Annotated in this window: 20 protein-coding genes, 2 tRNA genes and 1 pseudogene; 11 read left to right on the plus strand and 12 right to left on the minus strand. The window is 57.0% G+C overall.

The window, feature by feature from the left end:
* Window positions 1-317: 317 nt before the first annotated feature.
* Window positions 318-392 (minus strand) — tRNA-Gly (locus tag AD928_RS03455).
* A 201-nt stretch (window positions 393-593) separates the two neighbouring features.
* On the opposite strand from AD928_RS03455, the gene AD928_RS03460 reads away from it, so the two are divergent.
* The 9 genes from AD928_RS03460 to ubiM all read left to right on the plus strand — a co-directional run bounded on the left by AD928_RS03460 (window position 594) and on the right by ubiM (window position 8,889).
* Window positions 594-2,645 (plus strand): NAD(+) synthase, encoded by a 2,052-nt coding sequence (locus AD928_RS03460; protein ID WP_062248297.1) that lies wholly within the window; start codon window positions 594-596, stop codon window positions 2,643-2,645.
* A 70-nt stretch (window positions 2,646-2,715) separates the two neighbouring features.
* On the plus strand, window positions 2,716-3,312 hold the full coding sequence (gene hisB / locus AD928_RS03465; protein ID WP_043550343.1) for an imidazoleglycerol-phosphate dehydratase HisB: 597 nt from the start codon (window positions 2,716-2,718) through the stop codon (window positions 3,310-3,312).
* 90 nt (window positions 3,313-3,402) lie between these two features.
* Complete coding sequence (gene hisH / locus AD928_RS03470; protein ID WP_062248299.1) at window positions 3,403-4,065, plus strand: imidazole glycerol phosphate synthase subunit HisH; 663 nt, start codon at window positions 3,403-3,405, stop codon at window positions 4,063-4,065.
* Window positions 4,058-5,395 carry a 1-(5-phosphoribosyl)-5-[(5-phosphoribosylamino)methylideneamino]imidazole-4-carboxamide isomerase gene (gene hisA / locus AD928_RS03475; RefSeq protein ID WP_062141242.1) on the plus strand — a complete coding sequence of 446 codons (1,338 nt, stop codon included), beginning with the start codon at window positions 4,058-4,060 and terminating at the stop codon, window positions 5,393-5,395. Before hisH ends, hisA begins: the two co-directional genes overlap by 8 nt.
* A complete protein-coding gene (hisF, locus tag AD928_RS03480; RefSeq protein WP_062248302.1) occupies window positions 5,395-6,183 on the plus strand; it encodes an imidazole glycerol phosphate synthase subunit HisF in 789 nt (262 codons plus the stop codon). Before hisA ends, hisF begins: the two co-directional genes overlap by 1 nt.
* Window positions 6,180-6,671, plus strand: coding sequence for a phosphoribosyl-ATP diphosphatase (locus tag AD928_RS03485; RefSeq protein WP_062248304.1), 492 nt, complete (start codon window positions 6,180-6,182; stop codon window positions 6,669-6,671). Before hisF ends, AD928_RS03485 begins: the two co-directional genes overlap by 4 nt.
* A gap of 3 nt (window positions 6,672-6,674) precedes the next feature.
* Entirely contained in the window at window positions 6,675-7,049 is a 375-nt protein-coding gene (locus tag AD928_RS03490; RefSeq protein WP_061507653.1) for a histidine triad nucleotide-binding protein, read from the plus strand.
* A 42-nt stretch (window positions 7,050-7,091) separates the two neighbouring features.
* Window positions 7,092-7,682: a nitroreductase family protein gene (locus tag AD928_RS03495; RefSeq protein ID WP_062141240.1), complete on the plus strand. Its 591-nt coding sequence runs from the start codon at window positions 7,092-7,094 to the stop codon at window positions 7,680-7,682.
* Window positions 7,683-7,686: 4 nt separating this feature from the next.
* The gene (gene ubiM / locus AD928_RS03500) at window positions 7,687-8,889 is read left to right on the plus strand and encodes a 5-demethoxyubiquinol-8 5-hydroxylase UbiM (RefSeq protein ID WP_062248306.1); all 1,203 of its coding nucleotides are present in this window, start codon (window positions 7,687-7,689) and stop codon (window positions 8,887-8,889) included.
* A 59-nt stretch (window positions 8,890-8,948) separates the two neighbouring features.
* On the opposite strand, the gene AD928_RS03505 is transcribed toward ubiM, so the two are convergent.
* The 3 genes from AD928_RS03505 to AD928_RS03515 all read right to left on the minus strand — a co-directional run bounded on the left by AD928_RS03505 (window position 8,949) and on the right by AD928_RS03515 (window position 11,875).
* Complete coding sequence (locus AD928_RS03505; RefSeq protein WP_062248308.1) at window positions 8,949-9,416, minus strand: DUF4186 domain-containing protein; 468 nt, start codon at window positions 9,414-9,416, stop codon at window positions 8,949-8,951.
* Between the two features lie 6 nt (window positions 9,417-9,422).
* Entirely contained in the window at window positions 9,423-11,126 is a 1,704-nt protein-coding gene (locus AD928_RS03510) for a ShlB/FhaC/HecB family hemolysin secretion/activation protein (RefSeq protein ID WP_167347344.1), read from the minus strand.
* A 125-nt stretch (window positions 11,127-11,251) separates the two neighbouring features.
* Window positions 11,252-11,875, minus strand: coding sequence for a hypothetical protein (locus AD928_RS03515; RefSeq protein ID WP_156470081.1), 624 nt, complete (start codon window positions 11,873-11,875; stop codon window positions 11,252-11,254).
* A 194-nt stretch (window positions 11,876-12,069) separates the two neighbouring features.
* Between AD928_RS03515 and AD928_RS03520 the strand changes: the two genes are divergently transcribed.
* The gene (locus AD928_RS03520) at window positions 12,070-12,327 is read left to right on the plus strand and encodes a CsbD family protein (protein ID WP_233419924.1); all 258 of its coding nucleotides are present in this window, start codon (window positions 12,070-12,072) and stop codon (window positions 12,325-12,327) included.
* 358 nt (window positions 12,328-12,685) lie between these two features.
* Here the strand turns inward: AD928_RS03520 and AD928_RS03525 are convergent.
* The 6 genes from AD928_RS03525 to mnmE all read right to left on the minus strand — a co-directional run bounded on the left by AD928_RS03525 (window position 12,686) and on the right by mnmE (window position 18,335).
* Window positions 12,686-12,761, minus strand: a tRNA-Lys gene (locus AD928_RS03525).
* 67 nt (window positions 12,762-12,828) lie between these two features.
* The gene (locus tag AD928_RS03530; RefSeq protein ID WP_209436653.1) at window positions 12,829-13,752 is read right to left on the minus strand and encodes a ParB/RepB/Spo0J family partition protein; all 924 of its coding nucleotides are present in this window, start codon (window positions 13,750-13,752) and stop codon (window positions 12,829-12,831) included.
* Window positions 13,746-14,537: a ParA family protein gene (locus tag AD928_RS03535; RefSeq protein ID WP_062248318.1), complete on the minus strand. Its 792-nt coding sequence runs from the start codon at window positions 14,535-14,537 to the stop codon at window positions 13,746-13,748. The genes AD928_RS03530 and AD928_RS03535 overlap by 7 nt, the downstream gene beginning before the upstream one ends.
* Window positions 14,530-15,126 carry a 16S rRNA (guanine(527)-N(7))-methyltransferase RsmG gene (gene rsmG, locus AD928_RS03540; RefSeq protein ID WP_062248320.1) on the minus strand — a complete coding sequence of 199 codons (597 nt, stop codon included), beginning with the start codon at window positions 15,124-15,126 and terminating at the stop codon, window positions 14,530-14,532. The genes AD928_RS03535 and rsmG overlap by 8 nt, the downstream gene beginning before the upstream one ends.
* Window positions 15,123-16,994 (minus strand): tRNA uridine-5-carboxymethylaminomethyl(34) synthesis enzyme MnmG, encoded by a 1,872-nt coding sequence (gene mnmG / locus AD928_RS03545; protein ID WP_062248321.1) that lies wholly within the window; start codon window positions 16,992-16,994, stop codon window positions 15,123-15,125. Before mnmG ends, rsmG begins: the two co-directional genes overlap by 4 nt.
* A gap of 18 nt (window positions 16,995-17,012) precedes the next feature.
* Entirely contained in the window at window positions 17,013-18,335 is a 1,323-nt protein-coding gene (gene mnmE, locus AD928_RS03550) for a tRNA uridine-5-carboxymethylaminomethyl(34) synthesis GTPase MnmE (protein WP_062248323.1), read from the minus strand.
* A gap of 296 nt (window positions 18,336-18,631) precedes the next feature.
* On the opposite strand from mnmE, the gene AD928_RS03555 reads away from it, so the two are divergent.
* The gene (locus AD928_RS03555) at window positions 18,632-19,099 is read left to right on the plus strand and encodes a methylated-DNA--[protein]-cysteine S-methyltransferase (RefSeq protein WP_062248325.1); all 468 of its coding nucleotides are present in this window, start codon (window positions 18,632-18,634) and stop codon (window positions 19,097-19,099) included.
* 33 nt (window positions 19,100-19,132) lie between these two features.
* Here the strand turns inward: AD928_RS03555 and AD928_RS03560 are convergent, their stop codons facing one another.
* A complete protein-coding gene (locus AD928_RS03560; protein ID WP_373320581.1) occupies window positions 19,133-21,214 on the minus strand; it encodes a M1 family metallopeptidase in 2,082 nt (693 codons plus the stop codon).
* A 125-nt stretch (window positions 21,215-21,339) separates the two neighbouring features.
* Window positions 21,340-21,779, minus strand: a pseudogene (locus AD928_RS14950) (hypothetical protein); the annotation flags it as partial.

A 21,779-nucleotide genomic window follows, 5' to 3' on the forward strand; every position in this document is an offset into this window, starting at 1 on the left:
ACAGCCTCACCTCCATTGGTAAGCCTGTGAATCACAACGTCTCGCTCAGTTCAATAAATTAATAGGTCCTGAGCCTATAGCGCCGCATCCGTCTGTCTCCTCCAAAAAACGGGAAAACAGTCAGCACACGCAGACACAAAGTACAACCCTCACGTGCCACACTCAGGGCTTAACTGACGACACGCCTTAAGTTAGGCCCGTCAGGCCATTGACGATATCGATCGGGCTACAACCCGTTCGATCCGCGAAAACTTAATTGTGCGTGCTATTTGCGTTCCAGTCCAAGATGGGCGGTTGGTCAAAAACCGCTAAAACCTTGGAGCGGGCGATGGGATTCGAACCCACGACCCCAACCTTGGCAAGGTTGTGCTCTACCCCTGAGCTACGCCCGCATTGGATGGCCTCCTTCTAAGGGGATTCGGCAAAACGCGCAAGAGGGTTTTTTATATTTTTTTCGTTTATTTTGAACGGCCTCCCGGACCCTCAGCGCAAAGGGCTACAGAAGCCCGGAAAGTCCTTGTGTTGGCGCGGGTCCACTTCTCTGCAATCATGGTCTGAGCTCTCTTTCCCATCAGCATAAAGGATGGAACGCGTTGTCGGCTTCCGCATTTCACGCGCTGTATCATCAGGGCTTTGCCCGTGTTGCGGCCTGCACCGTTCCCGTTGCTCTGGCGGACCCGGCCACGAACGCGCAACGCACGCTGGAAGCCGCCCAGACCTGCGGGCAGGATGGCACCGTGCTGTGCGTATTCCCGGAACTGGGACTGTCCGGCTACGCCATTGACGACCTCCGCCAGCAGGAAGCCTTGCTCAACGCCGTCGAACAGGCGATTGCTGATCTGGCCGCGGCATCTACCGACCTGCTGCCCATTCTGGTAGTGGGCGCCCCCCTCCGGCATGACAATGCTCTTTATAATTGCGCCGTCGTCATCCATCGCGGCACGATTCTGGGCATTGTTCCAAAAAGCTACCCGCCCAACTACCGCGAGTTTTATGAAGCGCGGCATTTCACCCCCGGCGTAACCACACAAGGCCAGACGTTACGGTTGAACAGAGCCGATATCCCATTCGGGACCGATCTGCTGTTTGAAGCGGAAGACGTGCCCGGCTTCTGCCTTGCGCTCGAACTGTGTGAAGATCTCTGGGTGCCTGCACCGCCCGGCACACTGGCCGCCCTCGCTGGCGCCACCATTCTGGCCAACCCTTCCGCCAGTGACATTACTGTGGGCAAAGCCGAAACCCGCACCCTGCTCTGCCGTGCGCAGTCCGCCCGCTGTGTGGCAGCTTATCTTTATGCCGCTGCCGGAGAAGGCGAATCTACCAACGACGTCGCGTGGGACGGACAGATCGCCATTTTTGAAAATGGTGAGGTGCTGGCCCAGAGCGAACGCTTCCCCTCCGGCTCTCAGCATGTGATCGCGGATATTGACCTCACCCTACTCCGGCAAGAACGCCTGCGGATGGGCACATTTGCCGCCAACGCCAGTGCCATGCAGGCCCATGCTCCTGCGTGGCGACGCATCCGCTGCACGCTCACGCCCCCTATGGCAGACATAGGCCTGCGTCGCCCGCTTTCCCGCTTCCCCTTTGTGCCCAATGATGCAGACCGACTGGCACAAGATTGCTTTGAGGCCTTTACCATTCAAGTCTCCGCCCTCAAGCAACGGCTCCGTACGAGTGGCGTCAAACGGATGGTCATTGGTATTTCCGGCGGTCTGGACTCTACACAGGCCCTCCTGGTAGCCGTGCGGGCTGCGGATGAACTGGGCTGGCCCCGCAGCGCTGTGCTGGGCTACACCATGCCCGGCTTTGGCACGACGGAGAAAACGCTGGCCAGCGCACAGGCCCTCATGGCCGCCCTCGGCACCGGGAATGAGGTGCTGGATATCCGCCCCGCTGCCTCGCTCATGTTACGCGAAATCAAGCACCCGTTTGCGCAGGGCGAACCTGTGCATGACATCACGTTTGAGAACGTGCAGGCAGGCCTGCGCACAGACTTTCTGTTCCGTCTGGCCAACCAGCATCAGGGGATGGTGATTGGCACCGGCGATCTCTCCGAGCTGGCGCTGGGCTGGTGCACCTATGGCGTGGGGGACCAGATGGCGCATTACAATGTGAATGCCGGTCTGCCCAAAACACTCATCCAGCACATTATCCGCTGGGCCATTGCCTCCGGCCACTTCTCGCCTGACGTCACACCTCTGCTTTCCACCATTCTGGCGACAGAAATCTCGCCGGAACTGGTGCCTGTGGGAGAAAACGGATCGCAAAGCACGGAAGACATTATCGGCCCCTATGCGCTGCATGACTTCACCTTGTTTTACGTCCTGCGCTACGGCTTTACGCCCTCCCACATTGCCTTCATGGCCGAACAGGTCTGGCGCGATGCGTCCGTTGGCAACTGGCCTCCCGGCTTTTTAGAGCAGGACCGTAAGGCGTATGATCTGCCAACCATCCGCCACTGGCTGCGCATCTTCCTGCGTCGCTTTTTTGGCACCAGCCAGTTCAAACGCTCCGCGATGCCCAACGGCCCGAAGGTAATGGCGGGCGGCAGCCTGTCCCCGCGCGGGGACTGGCGTGCACCCTCCGATGGCAATGCCACCTTGTGGCTTGCGGAACTGGACCGGAATGTTCCGAAAAGCTGACGATCTTTCCCACTTCCCGCCCCGTGCCTGATGGTATCGGGGCGCGTCTTCCGTTATAAAGCACCCCACCATGAGCACAGCACGCCAAGCCACCCTTCATCGCGTTACCAGCGAAACCGATATTGCCGTCACTCTTGATCTGGATGGATCAGGACAGGCCAACATTGATACGGGCATTGGTTTTTTTGACCATATGCTGACAGCACTGGCCAAGCATGGCCTGCTGGATCTGACCGTTATCGTGAAGGGCGACCTGCATATTGATGGCCACCATACGGTGGAAGATACCGGTATTGCGATCGGCCAGGCCCTGCGGCAGGCGCTGGGTGACAAGCGCGGCGTGCGCCGGTTTGGCCATGCGCTGGTCCCGCTGGATGAAGCCCTGTGTGAAGCGGTCGTCGACCTTTCCGGCCGCCCGTTTCTGGCATGGGACGCCACGTTTGACCGTGACCGTATTGGTGAGCTGGATACGGAACTGGTGGAAGAATTCTTCCGCGCCTTTGCCATGTCCGGCATGCTGACCCTGCATCTGACACAAAAAGCCGGCAAGAACTGCCACCATATTGCCGAAGCCGCGTTCAAGGCGTTAGCACGCGCCCTCCGTATGGCCGTGGAACCAGACCCACGGGCGCAGGGCAGCATTCCCTCCACCAAGGGTGTGCTATAAGTCTCGTCGACAGTTTTCTTCCCCGAACCTCATTCTGCTCAGGCATCGGGGAAAACCGGTTCCTGATACGAACCAGAAGTGCGAGGTCCCATGACCCAGTCTCTCTCTATCGCCGTTGTTGACTATGAAGGCGGCAATCTGGCCTCTGCAGCCCGCGCGGCAGCCCGCGCGGCAGAGCTTTCGGGCATTGCGGCCACTGTCAGCATCACCAATTCCCCTGCTGATGTCCGCGCTGCGGACCGCATCATTCTGCCGGGTCAGGGAGCCTTTGCGGACTGTGCCCGCGGGCTCGAGTCCATCCCAGGTCTGAAAGACGCCATTCTCACCGCAACCCGGTCCGGCACGCCTTTTCTGGGAATATGCGTCGGCATGCAGCTCATGGCCGAGCGTGGACTGGAACACGGCACTACAGAAGGCTTTGGCTGGATTGCGGGCGAGATTGCTCCCATGGATGCCCCCGGCCTGCGTATGCCGCAAATGGGCTGGAATGAGCTGAACTTCAGTCACCCTCACCCGCTTACAGAGGGGCTCGGCGCCGCACCGCATGGCTATTTTGTGCATTCCTACGCGCTGAGAAACACAAAGCCGGAAACCCTGATTGCCACCACAGACTATGGCGGCCCCGTTCCTGCCATTGTGTGCAATGGGAATGTGGCAGGCACGCAGTTCCACGTTGAGAAAAGCCAGACTGTCGGCTTGCAGATTCTGGCTAATTTCCTGGCCTGGACCCCGGAAACCCTTTGCGATGTCTAAGAGTAAACTCGTCCAGCGCGTTTTGTCCCTGACGGAAGATGACCTTCAGGCCCTGTGTGAAGCCGCCGACGCCGCCATTCTGGATGGTGGTGGCTTTGGCTGGGTGCAGCCTCAGGGCCGGCAGGTTCTGGAGCGCTACTTCAAAGGGCTGCTTCTGGTACCCGAGCGCATGCTGTTTGTGGTGCGTCTGAAGGGTGAGATTGTCGGCTGTGCCCAGCTTGTCCGGGCTCCGCGCAATAATGAATGTCAGGCCATGTGCATCACCCTGATGCACCTGTTTGTCGCACCCTACGCCCGTAATCGCGGCCTTGGCTCTGCCCTGCTGCATGAGGTGGAAAATGCCGCCCGCAGCATGGGCTTCCGTGTGATGAACATGGATGTGCCGGACACACAGACAGCAGCCATCAATCTGTTCCAGAAAGCGGGCTTCCAGCACTGGGGCACGCACCCGCACTTTGCGCGAATGGGAGACCAGACCGTGAGTGGGCTGTTCTTCACCAAACTTCTTGATACCGTGCGCTCTGCCCCCGTGGAGCCTTCCTTCTCCCCTCAGGTTGAAACACCGGACATGATTGCATCTTCTCCTGCCTCCTCCCGCCCGCTCACTCTCTACCCGGCCATTGATCTGAAGGACGGAGCCTGTGTGCGCCTGCGCCGTGGGGAAATGGATGATGCTACCGTCTATTCGGATGACCCGGCAGCACAGGCCCGGGCATGGTGTGATGCCGGGTTCAAATGGCTGCACGCGGTTGACCTGAACGGTGCCTTTGCAGGCCAGTCCGCCAACGCTCCGGCGGTGCAGGCCATTCTGAACGCCGCCACGGTGCCCATGCAGCTGGGCGGCGGCCTGCGGGATATGAAGGCCATTTCCTCCTGGCTGGAAGCTGGCGTGACCCGCGTTATTCTCGGCTCCGTGGCCGTAAAAAACCCGGCGCTGGTCAAGGAAGCCTGCCGTGCCTTCCCCGGTCGGATTGTGGCGGGGATTGATGCCCGCTCCGGCCATGTCGCCACCGAAGGCTGGGCCGAAGTGTCTGACATGCAGGCAACCGAACTCGCCCTGCGGATGCAGGAAGCGGGTGTGGCTTCTATTATTTTCACGGAAATCAGCCGTGATGGTATGCTGGACGGCCTCGACATTGAGCAAACCGTAACACTTGCCAACACGGTTTCCGTGCCGGTTATCGCCAGTGGCGGTGTAGGTAATCTGGAGCATCTGGCGGCTCTGCGGAAAGCGGCGGATGATGCACCGGGCATTGAAGGCGTTATTGTAGGCCGGGCGTTGTATGATGGCCGGGTCTCTCCGGCTGAGGCTCTGAAGGTTCTCGCCTGATGCTGAAACTCCGCGTTATCCCCTGCCTGGACGTCAAGAATGGTCGCGTTGTGAAAGGCGTGAACTTTGTTGAGTTGCGCGATGCCGGAGATCCTGTCGAGCAGGCTGCTCTATATGACGCCGCAGGCGCTGATGAACTGACCTTTCTGGATATCACCGCCAGCCATGAAAACCGTGACACCATTCTGGATGTTGTCAGCCGCACGGCAGAACGGATTTTCCTGCCGCTGACAGTCGGTGGCGGTGTGCGCACGACGGATGACATGCGCCGCCTGCTGCTGGCCGGGGCCGATAAATGCGCCATGAATTCGGCAGCCGTTTCCCGCCCGGACCTGATTAATGAAGCTGCACAGAAGTTTGGCAGCCAGTGTGTGGTTGTTGGTGTCGACGCCCGGCAAACCACGGACGGCAAGTGGGAAGTTTATACGCACGGTGGCCGCACCCCTACGGGGCGTGACGTTATTGACTGGTGCAGGGAAGTGGCGGAACGTGGAGCAGGCGAAATTCTGCTGACCTCCATGGACCGGGACGGCACACGCTCAGGTTTTGATCTGTCCTTGCTGAAAGCCGCAACACAGGCCGTCAGGCTCCCGATTGTCGCCTCTGGCGGCGTGGGCGAACTGAAGCATTTTGTAGAAGGTGCCGAGGCTGGAGCTACCGGGCTTCTGGCTGCCAGCGTCTTCCACTTTGGCCAGTTTACTGTGTCTCAGGTTAAAACCGCGCTGGCCAAAGCCGGTCTGCCCGTACGCCCCAATCCCTCACCTTTTCAGGCAAAGTCACGCACATGACCAAAAAAGCCAGCACGAAGGCTACCGCCAAAGCAACTCCGAAAACTCAGTCAAAAGCCACGCCCAAAAGCAGTGTAAAAAAAGAGGCTGTGGCCAAAAAGACCGAAAAAGCCAAAGAGGTTCTGGAAGATAAACTCTCCCAGTCTGCGGATGAGACCGTTCTGGACCGGCTTTACACGGTTGTGCAGAGCCGCAAGGGCACAGACCCCTGCCTGAGCCACTCTGCCCGCCTGCTCTCCCGTGGCACCTACAAGATTGCCCAGAAGTTTGGTGAAGAAGCTGTTGAGTGCCTGATTGAAGCCGTTGCTGGCCGCAAGGATCTTCTGGTTGGGGAAAGTGCTGATGTGCTTTACCACCTTATTGTTTTGTGGGTTGATGCCGGTGTGACACCAGAAGAAGTCTGGGCAGAACTGCGCCGCCGGGAAGGCACAAGTGGGATTGCGGAAAAAGCCTCTCGTCCTAAAGAAATTTTGTCGAAAAAGGGATAAGTTATGGCTGTTAAAGGAACAGGGCCTTACAACCCGGAGAACATTTTTGCCAAAATCCTGCGCGGAGATATTCCGTGCAAAAAGGTTTTTGAAAATGAATGGGTTCTGGCCTTTCAGGACATTGCGCCCAAAGCCGCTGTACATATTCTGATCATTCCAAAAAAACCTTATGTCTCTTTTATAGATTTCACGAAAACAGCTTCCGAGGATGAGATTGCCGGCGTCATGAAAGCCGCTGGACAAATTGCCTCCGAACTTGGGCTGGATGAAAGCGGCTACCGGGTGATTACCAACGCCGGTGAAAATAGCGGGCAGGAAGTGCCGCATTTCCACTTGCATCTTCTTGGTGGGCAGCCCCTGCCGCCCTTCCCTGTCTGAGCAGGCTTCTCTCTTCAGTTTTTTGAAACAGGACCTTCGATCATGACACCCATGGACATGCTTCTGACCCGCGCTTCCACAGACCATCTGGCAGAACCCGCGCCGTCAGACGCTCAGCTTTCCGAAATTCTGGCCGCTGCCATGCGGGCACCAGACCATGGTAAGCTGCGTCCGTGGCGGTATGTGGTGATCCGGGATGAAGCGCGGCCTGTTCTGGCTGAACGCATTGTCGCCAGCATGAAGCGGATGGATGCCGAAGCTCCTGAGTTTAAAATTGAAAAGCGTCGCAAACGTTTTTCCACCATGCCGCTTATTCTCGCACTCGGCATGCACCTGCGTCCGGATCATAAAATTCCGTTGTGGGAGCAGGAAATGGCTGTTGCCGCTGCCGCCATGAACGTGCTGAACGCCCTGCACGCCACAGGCTTTGGCGGTGTGTGGGTCTCTGGCGATGTGGTGGACGATCCCGTTCTGGCAGCAGAACTGGGCCTGCCCGCTCCGCACCGGCTGGCTGGCTTCCTGTTTATCGGCACGCCGGAAGGCGAACAGCACGCTCCCAAACGGCCAGACCCGGCTGAGTTTACTGCATCATGGACTGGCAAGCCCGTTCAGTTTGCCGCAGACAGGACCTAAGGCCATGACCACACCGACACAGACAGATGTTGCCATTATCGGAGGCGGGCCTGTCGGGCTGGCCACAGCGCTTTCTCTGGAGAGTGCTGGTCTGTCTGTCACGGTGCTGGAACGCGCACCGCGCACAGTCTGGGCTGAACCCTCCTTTGACGGGCGGGAAATCGCCCTGACCCATCATGCCGTGCATACTCTCCAAAGTAATGGGGCATGGGACTACATTCCCGAAACGGCTATCTGCCCGCTTCGGGAAGCTCGTGTAGAAACCGGCAAGTTTCCGCACCCACTGCGCTTTGATACAAACGACCGTGGGGTGGATGCGCTCGGCTGGCTGGTATCCAACAACCATATCCGACGTGCGCTGTTTGCGGCGGTCTCGGAACGTCCGCGTATTACGCTGCTCGGCTCCACATCTGTCGAAACCGTGCGGCAGAACCCGACGCAGGCTGTTGTCCACCACTCACACGGCCAGACGGCGGCTCAACTTGTGGTCGGCGCCGATGGCCGCTTCTCTCCCACGCGTCGTCGTGCGGGGATTGGTGCGATTATTCATGACTTCAAACGCAGTATGCTGGTGTGCCGGATGGCACATGAGTCTCCGCACCACAACATCGCAACGCAATGGTTTGATGAAGGCCAGACAGTCGCCCTGCTGCCGGTGAATGGGATGGCATCCTCGCTGGTGCTGACCCTGCCACCTGAAGACATTCAGCGCCTGCTGGATATGCCGCGCGATGCCTTTAATCAGGAAATCATGCAGCGTATTGGCAATCGTCTGGGCCAGATGCGCCTCGTGAGCACCCGCCACGCCTATCCGCTGAAGGGTGTATATGCGCACCGCTTTACGGCACGCCGTCTGGCGCTGGTCGGTGATGCTGCTGTAGGTATGCACCCGATTACCGCGCATGGCTTCAACCTCGGCCTGCGCGGGCAGGAAACACTAGCAACAGAAGTGGGCAAGGCTTTTGCAGAAACAGGGGATGCCGGAAACGTGCACGCTCTACGCCGTTTTGAACGCCAGCACCGCATGATCACGGCGCCGCTCTTTGCGGGCACCAATAGCATCGCCACGCTTTATACGCATGATGGCGCGCCGTTCCGGCAACTTCGCCAGGCCGGTCTCCGCCTTGCAGACACGTTTACGCCGTTTAAAAACGCCGTGACAGCCTTGCTGATGGACAGGAAAGTTCAGCCGCCCAAAGCCTCCTGAGGATTTTGAAGGACTTTACTCTTTTTAAAAATTATTGTGCAGGATGCAGGTGATCAGACTTATGATCCAGTATCCTTCTTTGTCTGTTCCGGGTAACAGTTTTGCTCAGCGGCCCGCTTTTGCTCTGTATCCAGTTCGTGCTCAAGCCATCCTGCAATAACCGCCAGAACATAACGCTTCTGAAGATCTGTTAATTGTAAACCTTTTGAAAAATTATGCCATTTTTCAAGGCATGAACGGCAGCATGTGCCCGTGGCATGCTGTGCAACAAAAACAGGATGTCCCTTCCAAGGCGTTTGTTTACCATCCCGAGCCGGATGCGCCGGAGCCAGTCGCTTTGTAATAAAATCGGCGCCATGCTCCAGCACAACCGGCAGAGTTTTTTCCTGAAGATACGATAAATCCTCTGCATTAAGATGGAATTTTCTGCGAAATGCTGATCGTGCAAGTTTCCCCCAAAGCTCAGGCGCAACGGGAGGCAATGGCTTGTCTTCACGCGTATTGAAGAGATCACCTTGAGAAGACATCGCTTATCATAACCCCACTACAATATTGAAGTCACAGAACGCGCCTTTTTTTCCTGAATCGGGAGCAGGACGCAGCCGCCATCCCGTATCAAAAACAATGTTAACCAGCCTGTTGATTTTCGTATTCAGATCAATCCCAAGACTTGCCAGGCCGGTTTTATTACTGCTGGTTTGCGAGAGCTTCTTGTTCCAGGTTTGTCCCCAGTCATAAAACCCACCAAGCGTTTCTGTATCCGCGAAATTTTTCCCAATCCCCAGCTGCTTACTAAGAGAAAATGAAGGAAGCTTGATTTCCTCGCTCAGCTGCTCGCCCCGGCTGCCCAGAGCGGTATTCACATAGTATCCCCGCACGGTGCCAATACCGCCAGATTCAAGCTGCTCACTATAAAGCAGATTATGGGTTGTGGCCTGCGCAGACGCAATTGTTACAGAGGAAAACCCATAGGGCAGGTTTGTTGTCCGGGTAATCTGCACGCGATCATAAACATAATCAGGTTTAGCAGACTGGAAAATTGTCTGATAACTCCTGCGCGTATCATAATGCGTTAGTCCACCCGGGCCGTAATAGGCTTCGTTCAACAGATGCGTCTGACCATAATGGTCATTCTCCGTTATATCCGCACCCAGGGCAAACTGGTCTGTATCCGCATTCCCCAGCATGATGGGCGATGCAACGTAAAACTGGTCACTGTTGGTTGTTTTCCAGTCAAACCCGGCCTGTAGCATCGTATCCAGCCCGACATCGGACGAAACAGCCAGATGGGGGAGTTGATGAATATACCGCACTGAGGCCTGCCCGGAGATACCGGAGTTTCGGATGGGCCAGTCGGCAGCCTGGGCAGACGTGCTGTAGGTGCCATAGACCAGCAATTTATCGCGCCATGGCAATGGAATTTCCCAACTCCCAAGGTGCATGTTGTAGCGGCCCGTCAGACTGCGGGTAAACTGATAGGACAGCGTATGGTCAATACCAAACGCATTCCCCCAGGTTGCCCCCAGGCTCCAGTTAACGCGCCCCAATGTCGGGTCTGCCTGATTGTTAAAAGAGCCGAACACGTAAACAGGAAAACGATCGGAGACCTGCAAATCCACGTCCGTCGTACCCGCTTTTTGTCCAGGGTGATAAATCATATCAACCGTGCGAAACGGGTTTCCGTTTATCCATGCCAGGTCAGCCTGCAGGTTCTGCAAAGCAAGCGTATCTTTAGGATGCAGGCTACTGGCGTTCCGAATAATGCGATCTGAAAACCATCGGTTTCCACTCACCGTAATCTGGCCAAGACGATATTCCTCCACGCTAATATGGAGAATACCATCACGCACACGCTGCGGGGGCACAAAGGCTGTGAGAAACGGATGCCCTTTCTCTCTGAACTGCGCAGTCACCTGCTGGGCAATGTCATAAAAGGTGCGGGCGCTGGCAGACTTATCCAGATACGGCTCAAGCTTTTTCCGAAACTCTTTGGTTTCCAGAAGCGGCAAGCCGTTTACCTGAATAGCGTGCGTCTGCATCTGCGTCTGCGTCTGCGTCTGCGTCTGCGTCTGCGGTGCATTGCTGCCTGAAGCCTCAAACACAAGCCCGCGCAAAGCTGGAATCAAAGGTTTATCCGAAAGACTGGAAGAAGGGCTTTGCTCCTGATGGGTTGATGCGTCTTCCTGCCCCGTTGGGAGCTTAGGCGTTGCCGCAGAGTCCGGAAGTTTGGAATTCATCCAGATTTGGGGCACAGGCCGCGAGGATGCCGCTGTAGCGCGTGAAGAGGCTGCCTGAGCTACATGACCGCCCTGCAGCGCCATAACGCACACAGAGCCCAAACAGAGGCTTTTGTGCAGGCCCTTCATTGTCCAGTCACTCCGGCTTCCAGAATAATATCGGCGCCGTCCGCATGCCCTTGTGTCGCCTGTGCAATGCCCTCACGGTTCCCCGCCAGGGCAAAGAGGTTGCCATCTGCTGTGGCCAGAGAGCCCGCAGCATTGCGGAGCTGTGCGGCGTCTGGTGCTGCGCCCAGCTGGCAGGCTCGTGGCGCGACATAGACACCTGAGGGCGCAAAGGAGGCGTCCATCAGAACCTGCTTCTGCAAAGAGCCTCCTGCATGGGCCTGTACCAGACCAAGACGGACAGACTCAGGCTTCTGCTGTGTCACCTTATTGCCGGATGTATCCTTAAGTTGCGGCTCGGCCGGGGCACCACCCGGGTTATGCTGCCTCGCCGCCATAATCGGCACAGCCGGGCACCCCGGCGTTATGACCTGTCCGTGCTTGTTCAGGACCACGCCATTGGGCTGAATGATGAGTGTTTCAGAAGCCTCTTCAAATTGCTGGGCAATACGGGAAGGCCGGCTCCCCACAACACTATCCAGAGTGGTTGAAACCGAGGCCATGCTGCGGGCTGAAGCAGCGTAGTTCCCATTCCGTGCGGCAGCTCCCTGCGCAAAGGCATGTGAACCGTGGGAGAAAGACACGATAAGAGCAGCAAGAGAAAAAACAGAGGGTTTAAATTTGAACGAAAAAATCATGACAAAAAATTTATAGCACGTTTTTGTGACTGTCCATGCAACCGTTTCGGTTGGAGGCAAACTCACAGGAGGCTACAGAACCGTCTCTTTTGAATGGGAGTGGATAAATGTGCCTTGCCCGGCCCTCCCCGAAACTTTTTATGCCTGCTTTCGGAACCAGGCTAAGTATCCAGCGTTTGTTTTTCAGACAAAGGGAGGATATCGAAATGAGCTCCATGAAAGATAAAGTGGCAGGCGTTGCTAATCAGGTTGCCGGCAAGGTTAAAGAAGAAACCGGAAAACTGACGGACAACGAACGCCTTGAAGCCGAAGGCGCAGCACAAAACCTGAAGGGGAAAGTGCAGAAGACCGCTGGCGATGCAAAAGACGCCGTGAAGAGCGGAATTGATAAGCTCTAAGTTTTTAAACTTTCTGTTTCGATGGAAGCCCAGACGCCTTGGCGGTGTCTGGGCTTTTTCTATGAGGGCTCAATGCCCCAAGCTCTTGATAAGCAGGACGGTTTAAAAGGGCAGGACTTGCATGCGTATCGTCCTCTCGGACGACGGTAGCCGCTCGATATGCAAGAAACTTGGGACTGAAAAAATAGGAAAACGGTAGAAAGTTCTTCTAATAAGGGAAGAAAACCGGGGAATGCTTTTCTTAATAATGATAAAAAGCCATGCTTTTGGTGGCACAGCACTATCATTCGAATGATTCCGGAGAATTGCCGGGAAGTTAATTCCCGGAATTTAAAACCACCTAAATCTTTGAAAAGATTGGTGGGCGCACAAGGGCTCGAACCTTGGACCCGCTGATTAAGAGTCAGCTGCTCTACCAACTGAGCTATGCGCCCTTACAGTTCTATGAACTGAAGTGGATGCTTTCTATCATCCACTTTCCTTTAAGACAAGTCTGAAAATTCAGCTTTTTAAACGAGCCAGCACATCATCCAGCTGATCAAGACTTTTATAGTGGATTTGCAAAGAGCCACCTTTCCGCCCGTCAAAATGGACCTGGACTTTCAGCCCCAGCCGCGTTCCCAGATCGCGCTCCAACGCAGCAATTTCAGGGTCTGCTATTTTTTTGGCTGGAGCAGGCTTCTCTTTGCCTTTGTTTTCCAGAGCTTTCTGCACAAGGCTTTCCGTCTGTCTTACGGAAAGGCCTTTCTCAATGACCTCTTTCGCCGCTGCAATCGGGTCAGGATGCGCCAGAAGTGCGCGTGCATGCCCCGCGGACAGAGCCCCTGCCCCCACAGCCTTCCGCACACTTTCCGGCAAGCGCAGCAGCCTCATGGTGTTTGCAACATGCGGGCGGGACTTACCAATAGCTTTGGCAAGCTCGTCCTGCGTCAGGCTATAATCTTCCATCAGGCGGCTAAAGCCGTCGGCCTCTTCAATGGGGTTCAGGTCAGCACGCTGGAGGTTTTCCACCAAGGCCGCAGCCATAGCGTCAACTTCATCCAGATCCCGCACATGCACCGGCACTGTGTGGCATTGAGCCAGCTGTGCCGCGCGCCAGCGTCGTTCCCCGGCGATAATCTGATATTGCCCTTTTTTGCCCGGATCAGGCCGGACCAGAATAGGCTGTAAAATACCCCGCGCCCGGATAGACTCAGCCAGTTCTTCCAGAGCACCGGGCTCCATATCCTGCCGAGGCTGAAATGGCCCAGGAACAAGAACGTCCACAGACAAAGAACTGACAGGCGCCGCTGCACCTCCAGCAACAGGCTGAGCAGAACCAGAAGACGCAGCCGCTACGGGGGCAGCAACGTCTCCTAGCAGGGCAGCAAGGCCCCGGCCGAGTTTAGGGCGGGCAGCAGATTTACGCTGAGACATGCCTATGATGCTCTCCTCTTAATTTCCGCCGCCAAAGCCCGGTAAGACGCGGCGCCGCTGGCCCGTGGGTCATAGGTCATAACCGGCTGACCATGGCTCTGTGCTTCAGAAATACGGATGTTTCTGGGAATAATGGTTTCCAGCACATCATCGCCAAAAAAGCTCCGGGCATCCGCTGCGACAAGCTCAGACAGATTATTTCGTCTGTCATACATTGTCAGCACAATACCCGCGATTTTTAGCGTGGGGTTAAGTTTTTTTCTGACACGATCAATCGTCTTCACCAGATGCCCGAGCCCTTCCAGCGCGAAGAACTCACACTGCAACGGGGCCAGAACACCATCAGCTGCGACCAGAGCATTCAGGGTCAGCAGGCTGAGACTGGGGGGACAATCGATAATGATATAATCCACACTCTCTGCCAGCGGGGCCAAAGCATCGCGCAGGCGCGTTTCACGCTCATCTGCATCGACAAGTTCAATCTCAGCCCCGACCAGTTCGGTATTTGCTGCGATAACGGACAGGCCGTCGATCTCGGTCGGCTGCAAAAGGTCAGCGGCAGGCTTTTCGTGCATCAGGAGGGCGTAGGCCCCACCCTGCCGGGCATCATACCCAACGCCCAGCCCTGTGGAGGCATTACCCTGCGGGTCCATATCAAGCAGCACGACCCGTGTACCGTCTTCAGCCAGAGCGGCGGCAACATTAATGGCCGTGGTTGTTTTCCCAACCCCACCTTTCTGGTTTGCAATAGCCAGAATACGGCACGTTTTTGTTTTTTTGTCAGACTTAGACACGTTCAAGATTGCTCACTTCAAGAATCACACCATCATGGCTTGTTATGCTGCGGTGGATACGCACATTCATGTGCCAGTTGCGTCGGGCTTCGGTCAACTCTTCATCCGCGTGCTGACCTTTGAGAAAGAAGGCTTTCCCCTCTTTTTCCAGCAAGGGGGCTGTCCAGTCCAGCAGCTTGCTCAAAGAAGCCAGTGCCCGCGCCGTGACAGCGGGTGCCGGGGCAAGGTCTACCTGCTCAATCCGCTCGGCCAGCACCTTGATTGGGGCCTGTGTGACACGGGCCGCTTCCCGCAGGAAGGCCGCTTTGCGCTGATCCGACTCAATCAGCGTTCCGGGCACACCCGTCGCGATTGCAACAATCACACCAGGGAAGCCCCCGCCTGACCCCATATCAATAAACCGCCCCTGCCCTGCCACCAGCGGGGCAAGCTGGAGACTATCCAACACATGCCGTTCCCATACACTGGCAATATCTCGCGAGGACACCAGATTGATCCGCGGGTTCCATTTTTCCAGCAGGGCAACAAACACTTCCAGCTGCTGCTGTGTTTCACGTGAAACATGCAGCGTTTCGGGCAGATCGATCATCGGGCCGCCGTCCTCTGCCTGACATGCGCCAGAACCGCCACCAGTGCCGATGGCGTCACGCCGGGGATTCTTTGCGCGGACCCAAAATTTTCGGGTTTGGCGCGTTCAAGCCGTTCCTTCATTTCCGCACTTAATCCCCCGATTGCGTTGAAATCCATATCCTTGGGAAAGCGGATTTCAGCTTCCGCCTCAAGCTGGCGAATTTCGCGCTGCTGCCGGACAAGATAGCCCTTATAGCGGGCCTGCGTCGTCACATAATGCCTAGCCCGCGCCGGAGCATTCAAATACCATGGGGCCAGTTTTTCAAGCACTGCATCTTCCAGACCATAGCCCAGAATTTCCAGCAACGTTCTGCGCCGGCCATCCTGCGCCACCTTCAGTCCAGCCTGAGCCAAAGCCTGCGGCTGCCAGCTTTCCTGCTCAGCATGCTCTGTAATTTCCCTGATTTCTGCACAATCTTTTTCAAAAACAGCGCGGCGTTCCGCACCAACACAGCCCCACTCAATCCCGAGTTCAGTCAAACGCATATCGGCATTATCGGCCCGCAGAGTCAGCCGGTATTCTGCACGGGACGTAAACATCCGATAGGGCTCACTCACACCCTGTGTGGTGAGGTCATCCACCATCACGCCGATATAGGCCTTCCCACGATCAAGGCTGACAGCCCCCTGCCCTGCGGCACGCCGGGCAGCATTAACACCAGCAAGAAGCCCCTGTGCCCCGGCTTCTTCATAGCCAGTCGTGCCGTTAATCTGCCCGGCCAGAAACAGGTTTGGACATTTTTTCAGCTCAAGAGACGCCGTCAGTTCTCGCGGGTCCACATAATCATATTCGACGGCATAACCGGGCTGCACGATGACGGCCTGCTCTAGCCCGGGCATGGAGCGAATCATGGCTTCCTGCACATCCGCTGGCAAGCTGGTAGAAATGCCATTGGGGTAAATCAGATGGCCGCCTTCATGCTCAGGCAGAGCTTCAGGTTCCAGAAAAATCTGGTGGCTGGCTTTCTCTGCAAAGCGCACAACTTTATCTTCAATAGACGGGCAATAACGCGGGCCGCGCCCTGAAATTGCTCCACCATAAACAGCAGAGAGATGAAGAGATTCCCTGATAATATCATGGGTTTTTTGCGTTGTAGCCGTAATGCCGCAGACCATTTGCGGGTTTGTAATGGTGGTCGTCAGACGACTAAAGGGCTCGGGGGATACATCCCCCTTATCTTCCGCCAGAATTTCCCAATTTATGCTATTTCTTAATAAGCGCGGAGGCGTGCCCGTTTTGAGCCGCCCCATCGCCAGCTCAAGATTTTTCAAGCGCTTTGCCAACGCAACCGCAGGTTGCTCTCCCACGCGCCCCGCTGGCTGGCTTTTATGCCCAATATGAATAACGCCATCCAGAAAGGTTCCAGTCGTCAGAACAACTGCACCGGCGTGCCATTCTGTACCATCTTCACACACAACACCCTGCACATCGCCAGCATCCGTGCAGAGCAGGTCTGTGACGGCCCCTTCCTTACAGATCAGGTTAGGCGTTTCAGCCAGCAGGTCTTGCACTGCCTGTTTGTAGAGGAACCGGTCAGCTTGTGCCCGAGGCCCCTGCACAGCAGGCCCTTTGGAGCGATTAAGCAGTTTGAAGTGAATTCCTGCCCGATCTGCCGCGCGCCCCATCAGGCCATCCAGCGCGTCAATTTCACGCACCAGATGCCCTTTCCCAATCCCGCCAATCGCCGGGTTGCAGGACATTGCTCCAACAGTGTCTTTGCGATGCGTCAGCAGGAGCGTGCGCGCCCCACACCGGGCGGCAGCCGCAGCGGCCTCACACCCGGCATGGCCACCGCCCACCACGATCACATCATACGAACGGTCCATAATCCTGCCGCCTTACCCTTACTTTCCGATACAAAACTGGCCGAACACAGCATCCAGCAGGTCTTCCACCCCAACATGCCCTGTCAGCCGCCCTAAAGCCCGCATAGCGAGCCGTAATTCTTCCCCACGCATTTCCGGCCACTCCTGCTGCAAAGCGGCCTCCAGACACGCACAGGCTTCTTTTACCCCAGCCTTATGCCGGGCACGGGTCAGAAGTGGCGCGCCGGATGCGGACGATGCCGTCAGCGCCTCCACCTTCTGCTCCAGCAAGGCTTTAAGCTGGTCCAGCCCCCGCCCTGTTTCAAGGCTAACCGCCATAACCGGATACCCCTGCACCTCTTGCGGCACAGCCCCAAGGTCCATTTTATTGCCTATGAGTACGCTTGCAGGGAATACGTCCTGCGGTTCATCTCCTGCGGCAAACATCTGCAACACACAGTCGGCCTGTTTCACGTGAAACAATGCCCGCTTTACGCCCTCTGCCTCAATAGCATCCTCGGTCTCACGCAGGCCTGCTGTATCCACAAATGTCACGCGGACACCCGCCAGAATACCGCTGATTTCAATGGCATCCCGCGTTGTGCCTGCCATGGGGGAAACAATAGCCGCATCCCGGTCTGCCAGCCAGTTTAAAAGGCTGGATTTACCTGCATTGGGAGGCCCGGTAATAGCGAATACTACCCCTCGCCGGATACGCTCCCCACGGTCACCTTCCTGAATATGCGTCTGCATAGCGGCGATAAGACTGTGAATTTCGTCCAGAAGCCCCCGCTCAACTTCCGGTGGCAGATCTTCATCCGGGAAATCAATCAGCGCTTCCTGATGCGCCAAAACACGTTTCAGCCGATCCGCCCAGTTCTGATAAAGGCGGCTCAATGCGCCATCGGTCTGCGCCAGAGCCAGTTTACGCTGGCTTTCTGTTTCCGCCTCAACCAGATCTGAAATGCCTTCGGCTTCAACCAGATCCATCCGTCCGTTCATAAAGGCGCGACGCGTGAACTCTCCAGCCTCTGCCGGGCGCGCACCCCCTTCTACCAGAGCCCCTGCCACGGCTTTGATGACCGCCGGGCCTGCATGCAGATGGAGTTCAAACCCATCCTCACCCGTGTAGCTATGCGGGCCGGGAAACCAGAGAACCAGCGCTTCATCCAGCAAGTTATCCTGCGTGGTTGCATCCTGCCACACACGCCGTAAAGCGGCCCGTCGTACGCCGGGGAGTTTGCCTATCAGGCGCTGCAACAGGGCCTCACTCCCGGCACCACTCACCCGCATAACGGCAATAGCAGCCCGCCCCAGCCCCGTGGATAATGCAAAAATCGTCTCTTCACCCTGATAGGCCACGGTGGTTTTTCCCTTCCTGCATGATCTGTAAAAGGCCAAGGCTGTTCTGAAACTCTGGTTTTGTCTGGCGTGGGCGCACACCGTTTGCGCTGTTCCTCTCGGGCGCGCCTTGGCTATCAGGCCGCCTCTGAGGAGAATGCAGGGGCTTTCTAAAACAGTTCGGCCCTCAGACGTAAGCTAAAAATACATCCACGCTTTGCGCCGGCTTTTTGTGGCCTCTTTCTTCACATGACAAGCCTCAGACTGCCGCGCATACTGCGACCTCATCACAGACCAGACAATGACGGACGACGACCATGCCACAGCTTTCACTCCACTCCCCCATCGGGCCGCTGACCCTGACAGAAGAAGAGGGCAAGATCATCTCGCTCGACTGGGGCTGGGGACGTGACCAGACAGAAACGCCCATGCTCTGCGCCGCACGGGACTGGCTGGATAGATGGTTTGATGAACCGAAGGCCGCTGGCCCCTTTCCTTTCCCGCTGGAGCCAATGTTCGGCACGGACTACCAGAAACGGGTGTGGAACGCTCTGTGCGCCATCCCTGTGGGCACCGTCACAACCTATCAGGCTCTGGCGAAGGAAGTGGGCGGAAGTGCGCGGTCTGTCGGGCAGGCCGTCGGTCGGAACCCCATCCCCATTCTGATCCCCTGCCACCGGGTGGTCTCACAGAATGGGCTGGGTGGATATTCCGGTGACGGTGGCGTGGATGACAAACGCTGGCTTCTGAATCTGGAAGGGGCATCCATTCCATCCCGCGACTGACGCGCTGCTGGATGCCCCTGCTCTGTCTGTTTGTTAGGGTGCAGGGGCACCCTGCACGATTGGAGCGGGAGCCGCAGACGATGCCGCGGGATGAGCGGCCGTGAGCTTAACCGTAAAGCTGTTATCCGACCGGTTCAGATCCGGGATCATATGGTCCGGGTCCAGCACAGCAGACCGGATGGCTAACTTGCCCGGAATCTGGAGCGTGACCGTGTTCCGCTGAGACCAGGTTTCCGTAGGAATGGTGAGACGGGCAGAACTCCCGTCCATCCACGTAATGGCCAGCACGACAGGCAGAGGCAGCCAGCCCTTGTTTTCAACCTGTACCCGTGCCCCCTGTACCGGGTTTCCGTTCACATAAGAGACGGATTTCAGGCGATAGTCTGGCCCCCAGTTCTTGAAATACCAGCCGCGCCAGAACCATGAGAGATCCTCTCCGGCTTCGCTTTCCATCACGCGGAAGAAGTCAGACGGTGTAGGATGGCGGAAGGCCCAGAGCGCAATGTAGTGCTGGAACGCGCGGTCAAACCGGTCTGCCCCAAGAATCTGCTCCCGCAATAATTGGAGGCCATAAGCGCCCTTAAAATACGTCACGCTATGGCGGTATTTTTCAGAAATAAGATCAGCCGGTGTCATCAGAACCGGTGCGGCCTGATCTTTCAGCACAGGCACAATATCATCCGCCGGGTGGCCGGTCTGGGGTGCAAACTCCACGTCATGCTTGGGGGCAAATTCCCCATGGTTGAAGTGGTCGGAAGCATAGACGTCAATAAAGGTATTGAAGCCTTCATCCATGAACGCATTGCGGCGCTCATTGGAGCCGACAATCATGGGGAACCAGCCGTGGCCCAGCTCATGCGTTGTCACCCAGAACAGCTCTGCGCCGGCATCCTCCTTGCCATCAAACACAATGCCCGGATACTCCATGGCCGCACCATGGCCGCCGACATTAATCGCGTTTGGCCAGGGATACGGAAACCATTTGCCGGAAAAATATTCGATGGCGTGCTTCACATACTCTGTTGAACGGTCCCATTTCTCCGCAGCCTCTGCGGGGTAAACGGACATAGCGAGACGCGGAGCAGGATTTTTGGCATCACTCCCCTCCAGCGCAGGCAGATTGAGCCGGGCCGCATCCCAGAGCAGCGTGGGAGACGCTACAAACGCAATATCCCGTGTATTGGCCATATGGAACTGCCAGGTCTGCGTCTCAGTTTGTGGCTGATGCACAATGGCCTGCACATCTTCCGGCGTGCGGATCATGATGCGGGTTTCACTGGTGGCAGCCTGTGCCAGCCGCGCTTTTTCCTGCGCGCTCAGCACGGCATCCGGGTTTGTCAGCGCGCCACTGCCTGCCACCAGAAAGCCTTTGGGCACAGTCACGCTGTAATCAAAATCCCCATAATCCAGGTAGAATTCCTGCCCCAGATACGGGGCCGTATCCCAGCCACGCTGGTCATCATACACCGCCATCCTGGGGTAAAACTGGGCGATTTCATACATCTCGCCATCCTGATTCTGGCTGAAGGCGGTGCGCCCGCCCCACTCCCCCGGAATGGTGTAATGCCATGAAACTTTCAGGGTAAGGTGCCCGCCCTTCCCCGGCAGAGCCTGCGGCAAGGGCACCTGCATGCGTGTGTCTGAGACAAGCGGCGTAAGAGGTGTTTCCTTGCCATCCGCACTCAGCGCCACGGCCTCGATAATCAGCCCGTCCGTATGATCCTGAAGCCGCTGAGGCGCAGCATAAGCGCCGCGTGAGCCTTGCTGATAGATATTCTGATCCAGTTGCAGCCAGAGTGTGGAAAGGCTCTCGGGGCTATTGTTGGTGTAGGTCAGTGTTTCACTGCCGGACAGCGTGTGGGTCGCAGGGTCAACATGCACATGGATGTTGTAATCGGCCCGATTTTTCCAGGCCATCGGGCCGGGAGCGCCATTGCCGGAATGATAGAGATTGACCGACTGCGGATAACTAAGCGGCGCAAAAATCTGGAACGGATCCGGCTCAGCAGCCTGCGCCACGGAGAGTGCGCTTCCGGCCAGCAGACCTGCCAGAAGGCCTCTGCGGGCAGGACGGATAATTTTGTGGAACCACGTTTTTTCGAAACAGCCAGACACCTTCACCCCACTCAGACAAATCATTTTTCTGCGTGAGAGCGTAAACCAGAATGCAGCCGCAATAAAAGAAAGGCCGCCCCAGATGTTTCCATCCAGAGCGGCCTTTTATCAGTCAGAGGTCGGGGTCAGCGTTTGTCGCAGCTTTCCGTCAGAGAGTTGAAGAACCGCCCTGCGCTGCAATGCACCACATCAGAGCCCTGCTGTGGGGCCTGTGCGCCCGCCTGAGGGGCATTACCGTAATAAGCCGGCTGCCCGTAGGTAGGATAGCCTCCCTGCGCTACAGGGGGCTCTGTTGGCTGTGCGTAGTAGGATGGAGGGGCATACATGGTCTGCGGGGCCTGATAGCTCTCCTCGGCAGACGATGCGACCGCAGCGCCGACAGCGAGCCCTAACACGGAACCGAACGCAAAGGGTGCGCCCCAGCCCCAGCCGCCGCCCCAGTAAGGACTGCCCCAGACACCGTAGCCCCAGCCATAACCGGGGCCCCAGCCATAGCCAGGATAACCCCAGCCACCCCAACCGGGGCCGCCCCACCAGCCACCACGGCCCCAGCCGCCGCCTCCAC

The organism is Acetobacter cerevisiae (assembly GCF_001580535.1).
In the GTDB taxonomy this organism is placed as follows: domain Bacteria; phylum Pseudomonadota; class Alphaproteobacteria; order Acetobacterales; family Acetobacteraceae; genus Acetobacter; species Acetobacter cerevisiae.

Coding starts and splice junctions, on each gene's coding strand:
- hisB (WP_043550343.1), top strand. CDS start 2,716: ATGAGCACAGCACGCCAAGCCACCCTTCATCGCGTTACCAGCGAAACC.
- hisH (WP_062248299.1), top strand. CDS start 3,403: ATGACCCAGTCTCTCTCTATCGCCGTTGTTGACTATGAAGGCGGCAAT.
- hisA (WP_062141242.1), top strand. CDS start 4,058: ATGTCTAAGAGTAAACTCGTCCAGCGCGTTTTGTCCCTGACGGAAGAT.
- hisF (WP_062248302.1), top strand. CDS start 5,395: ATGCTGAAACTCCGCGTTATCCCCTGCCTGGACGTCAAGAATGGTCGC.
- AD928_RS03485 (WP_062248304.1), top strand. CDS start 6,180: ATGACCAAAAAAGCCAGCACGAAGGCTACCGCCAAAGCAACTCCGAAA.
- AD928_RS03490 (WP_061507653.1), top strand. CDS start 6,675: ATGGCTGTTAAAGGAACAGGGCCTTACAACCCGGAGAACATTTTTGCC.
- AD928_RS03495 (WP_062141240.1), top strand. CDS start 7,092: ATGACACCCATGGACATGCTTCTGACCCGCGCTTCCACAGACCATCTG.
- ubiM (WP_062248306.1), top strand. CDS start 7,687: ATGACCACACCGACACAGACAGATGTTGCCATTATCGGAGGCGGGCCT.
- AD928_RS03505 (WP_062248308.1), bottom strand. CDS start 9,416: ATGTCTTCTCAAGGTGATCTCTTCAATACGCGTGAAGACAAGCCATTG.
- AD928_RS03510 (WP_167347344.1), bottom strand. CDS start 11,126: ATGAATTCCAAACTTCCGGACTCTGCGGCAACGCCTAAGCTCCCAACG.
- AD928_RS03520 (WP_233419924.1), top strand. CDS start 12,070: ATGCCTGCTTTCGGAACCAGGCTAAGTATCCAGCGTTTGTTTTTCAGA.
- rsmG (WP_062248320.1), bottom strand. CDS start 15,126: ATGATCGATCTGCCCGAAACGCTGCATGTTTCACGTGAAACACAGCAG.
- mnmG (WP_062248321.1), bottom strand. CDS start 16,994: ATGGACCGTTCGTATGATGTGATCGTGGTGGGCGGTGGCCATGCCGGG.
- AD928_RS03555 (WP_062248325.1), top strand. CDS start 18,632: ATGCCACAGCTTTCACTCCACTCCCCCATCGGGCCGCTGACCCTGACA.